Below are 3,488 nucleotides of genomic sequence, written 5' to 3' on the forward strand. Positions count from 1 at the left end.
TCTCGACCTTTGGGCGTCAAACGCGCATTCTTGTGGCTGTTCATCTGGTCTCTCCGGGGAACACTGAAGCTTCGCAACCTCAGCTTCCTCGGTTCGGACCAGATGGACAACCTCCTGAAAGACCACATCTAGAGCGGCTGCTCAAACTCCTCCACGGAATGCCCGAACTGCGACAAGGCTTCTTCCAGATAGTCGCCGAGTAACGGCATTCCCAGAAGATATTCCGCCGTGCGCCTGTTGTGCGCGTGGGCGGCCTCCGCGCGAAGGTCGTCCCACTCGTCGAGCTCGCCGTCGCCGCGACCGAGCCACGTAAGCGTCACCAGGTCGACCTGTTCGTCCTCGTTCAGGCCGCGGATGATCGCCGTCAGTTCGCCGCTGACGGGATCGTCGCGATGATCCTCGAGCACCGAAAGCATGGCATCGTCGCTCGCGTTGGAGGCGGGCTCCGGGTCGGTCACCGCGTCCTTGACGTCGAACTGCCGTGCCTTCGCGAGGATCGCCGCGACCTTCGCGGAGGAAATGGTAATTTGGGGAATTTCGTTCATGGCAGACCTCCTCGCTGAGACCGCCAACCTAGCCGTTCTGTGATGGTACTCCATTGATGCGGGTCAAACTCGGCGACGAAGCGCGGCGCAATGTCGCGAGAGGCTGTCAATATGTCGACCGCCGCTTCGATGTCGCGGTGCTTGTTCGCAAGGCGATCGCGTCCTATCGTGGAGGCGCTGAAGGTTGAATTGGCAGGGGCGGCGCGTCTATCCTTTGTACCCGACCTGCCGTGCGCCGGCGCAGGATACTCAGATGGACCTTTGGCCAATCCTGCAATCGCTCGCGCTCTTGACCTTCGCGAACGGCACGCCGGTCATCGCAAAGAAAATATTCGGGTCTCGTTTGGCATTCCCTTTGGATGCCGGGGTGCATTTCGTTGATGGCCGCCCCTTGCTGGGCCAGTCGAAGACGATCAGGGGTGTCGTCCTTTCCGTCGCTGTCACTGCGGCGGCTGCGCCGGCGCTTGGCGTGAGCGTTGCCACGGGTGCTCTGGTGGGATGCCTTGCCATGCTCGGCGACATCATCTCCAGCTTCATCAAACGTCGTCTCAAATTGCCGTCCAGCGCCCAGGCGATTGGGCTCGACCAGATTCCGGAATCGCTTCTGCCGTTGGTGGTCTGTCAGAACGCGCTATCGCTGACATGGGTCGACATCATCATTTGTGCCGGCATTTTTCTGGTAGGGGAGCTGATGATCTCCCGCGTGCTGTACATGCTGCACATACGCGATCAGCCCTATTGAGGCGCGAGGTCGCCGACCCGCGAGCCATCGCGGGCTATGGCGTGATGCGATTTGGTTTCACCTCTCCCGCTTGCGGGAGAGGTCGCTGCGCTCTTGGCGCAGCGGGTGAGGGCTCTCTCCCCACGGATAGTCCCATCGCGGAGACACCCTCGCCCCGGCCCTCTCCCGCAAGCGGGAGAGGGAGCACAGCGTTCATCGCGGATACGATCCGACCTCATCTCATCATGCTCTAGATGCCATCCCTGCCAATGACCTTGCGGCGCAATTGTTCGCAAAACTCTTCCAGCAACCGCTGGGTTTCTCCCATTGTCGCGAGCGGCCGGCTCGCCTGCGATCGATTGGCCGGATCGGAGCGTGGGTCGTTCAGTTTGCTTCTGAGCTGCTCGAGACGTTTCTGGCCGGCCAATACTCGATCCTCCGTGAACTGAAGCTGCTCCAGGTCATGGCTCAGCTTGTTCGCCTCCTCGATCAGCAATTTGGTGATGGTGGACCGCTTCTCCGGCGTCAGGTCGTCGTCCCACAAAGCCTTCAGGAAGTGATCGATATTGGCGCGGACCACGAATCTGTCGGTCGGTGTCTCGTAAGCGCGATGCGCCTCGGAAATCCGTCGCTCGATGAATTCTCGCTCGGCATCGCTCAACTGGGTCTTCAGGAGCCGGCGGTATCGTTCGATATTCTGCGTATAGGTCAGGCGGGGATCGCTTGAATCCGACGACATCGACCGCTTTCCCCATTCCGCCATCACCGCCAAAATTATCGCGTACCAACTGAAAAAAGGCAGCCTCCTTGGTGGGCGAAAGTTTAATCAGGATCAAATTTGCGCGGCGCGTGTTCGCGGCCAGTTCCGGTTGCGCCAACGCCGGCGAACGTAGGTATTCTTTGACGGCGATCAAAAAAGAAACCCGGCAGATCGGTTAATCATCAGCAATGGAAAGAGGTGGACGACATATGCCGACTGACGCAACTCGCATGGCGGGACCCGCGATTCATGCGACCGATCCCTGGACGCCGGGTAATCCGAAGAAGCGTGTCCGGCATCAATTGTTGAGCAACGACGAGCGCGCACAGCTTGCAAAGATCGCTGCGATCGTTCGCTTCGAGAAAGGTGAGCGGATCTACAATCAAGGCGACCGCGCCGATGTGGTGTTCAACATCATAAGCGGGGTCGTCACCGCATATCGGATGCTTGCGGACGGACCGCCCGTCATGTCCTTTCTCTATCCCGGCGACCTCTTCGGTTTGACCGAGGAGGCGCGGTACACCAACACGGCCAGGGCCACGACCCCGGTCATCGCCTACAAGATGCCGCTGCAGTCGGTGCAGCGGATTCTGAGCAGCAGCGCCAATCTCGACGTGCAGGTCATTGTGAAGCTCTGCGACGAATTGCGTCAGGCGCAGCATCATGCGGTTCTCCTTGTCCAGAAAAGAGCGGTGAGGAGGCTCGCCATGTTCCTGGAGCTCCAGGAGCACCTGCAGATTGCGCGGAACGAGCCGATCTCGGAAATATATCTGCCGATGGATCGTTCGAGCATCGCCGACTATCTCGGCATTACCCTTCCGGCGCTTAGCCGCGCATTCCGGGCGCTCGTCGTAAAGAAGATCATAACCACGCGAGGCCGACACCATGTCAAGGTCGTTGACCGGGAGGCCTTCAAGAAGATGGCCGATGCGTGAGCCGTCGGAGGCTGGGCCGGCGCCGCGCACCGGCCGGCGTGCCCGATAATCCCGCCGATGTGACAGATCGTGAAGCCGCCACGCCTTGGGACGATGGCGGCTCGAACGCACTTCATCAGATGAAAGAGGGCGACAGGTTAATTGGAGTAAACGCGATGCGTGCTTTCTTGGCCTTGGGCCTGTTGATCATCCTGTCTGCATCGGCGAGTGCGGCGACGATGCATCACCACTTCGAACCGCGACATATCATGGTTCCGCCTGGCCCGTTCTACGCCGTTCCGGGTTGGGCTTATGAAGCGCCTCGGCCGCCAGTGCACTACTACGACGACACGCCGAGCTACAACGATCCGTCCAAGTTTGGCGGCGGCACGGCGCTATAAATAGCCACTGGTTCACGGCGTCTAGGGTCTGTTGGGATTCATCGGGAGTTTATCACGGCAGCGGTCAGATGGATCATGGCTGCGAAGCTTTGATCTGTCTTGTCTGCGCGCAGCGCGATGCGCTTGAATTCCTTGAGCTTGCAGAAG

Annotated in this window: 6 protein-coding genes; 4 read left to right on the forward strand and 2 right to left on the reverse strand. The window is 59.8% G+C overall.

Annotated elements, in window-relative coordinates; translation table 11 throughout:
- Nucleotides 1–128: 128 nt before the first annotated feature.
- A complete protein-coding gene (locus ACZYOF_RS42925; protein ID WP_130578008.1) occupies nucleotides 129–545 on the reverse strand; it encodes a DUF3775 domain-containing protein in 417 nt (138 codons plus the stop codon).
- A 56-nt stretch (nucleotides 546–601) separates the two neighbouring features.
- Here ACZYOF_RS42925 and ACZYOF_RS42930 point away from each other — a divergent pair, with 56 nt between their 5' ends.
- Nucleotides 602–733: a hypothetical protein gene (locus tag ACZYOF_RS42930; protein ID WP_463719509.1), complete on the forward strand. Its 132-nt coding sequence runs from the start codon at nucleotides 602–604 to the stop codon at nucleotides 731–733.
- Entirely contained in the window at nucleotides 730–1,287 is a 558-nt protein-coding gene (locus ACZYOF_RS42935) for a CDP-archaeol synthase (RefSeq protein WP_463719510.1), read from the forward strand. Before ACZYOF_RS42930 ends, ACZYOF_RS42935 begins: the two co-directional genes overlap by 4 nt.
- Before the next feature lie 229 nt (nucleotides 1,288–1,516).
- Here ACZYOF_RS42935 and ACZYOF_RS42940 read toward each other — a convergent pair whose 3' ends face one another.
- Nucleotides 1,517–2,005 carry a hypothetical protein gene (locus tag ACZYOF_RS42940; RefSeq protein WP_463719511.1) on the reverse strand — a complete coding sequence of 163 codons (489 nt, stop codon included), beginning with the start codon at nucleotides 2,003–2,005 and terminating at the stop codon, nucleotides 1,517–1,519.
- A gap of 230 nt (nucleotides 2,006–2,235) precedes the next feature.
- On the opposite strand from ACZYOF_RS42940, the gene ACZYOF_RS42945 reads away from it, so the two are divergent.
- Nucleotides 2,236–2,961: a Crp/Fnr family transcriptional regulator gene (locus ACZYOF_RS42945; RefSeq protein WP_463719512.1), complete on the forward strand. Its 726-nt coding sequence runs from the start codon at nucleotides 2,236–2,238 to the stop codon at nucleotides 2,959–2,961.
- A 38-nt stretch (nucleotides 2,962–2,999) separates the two neighbouring features.
- Nucleotides 3,000–3,341 carry a hypothetical protein gene (locus ACZYOF_RS42950; RefSeq protein WP_282527387.1) on the forward strand — a complete coding sequence of 114 codons (342 nt, stop codon included), beginning with the start codon at nucleotides 3,000–3,002 and terminating at the stop codon, nucleotides 3,339–3,341.
- Nucleotides 3,342–3,488 lie beyond the last annotated feature (147 nt).

This window comes from Bradyrhizobium sp. LeoA1Lang (genome assembly GCF_055413685.1).

What these genes read in the sequence shown, in the direction of transcription:
- ACZYOF_RS42945 (WP_463719512.1), top strand. Translation starts at nt 2,236, where the DNA reads ATGCCGACTGACGCAACTCGCATGGCGGGACCCGCGATTCATGCGACC.
- ACZYOF_RS42940 (WP_463719511.1), bottom strand. Translation starts at nt 2,005, where the DNA reads ATGTCGTCGGATTCAAGCGATCCCCGCCTGACCTATACGCAGAATATC.
- ACZYOF_RS42925 (WP_130578008.1), bottom strand. Translation starts at nt 545, where the DNA reads ATGAACGAAATTCCCCAAATTACCATTTCCTCCGCGAAGGTCGCGGCG.
- ACZYOF_RS42930 (WP_463719509.1), top strand. Translation starts at nt 602, where the DNA reads ATGCGGGTCAAACTCGGCGACGAAGCGCGGCGCAATGTCGCGAGAGGC.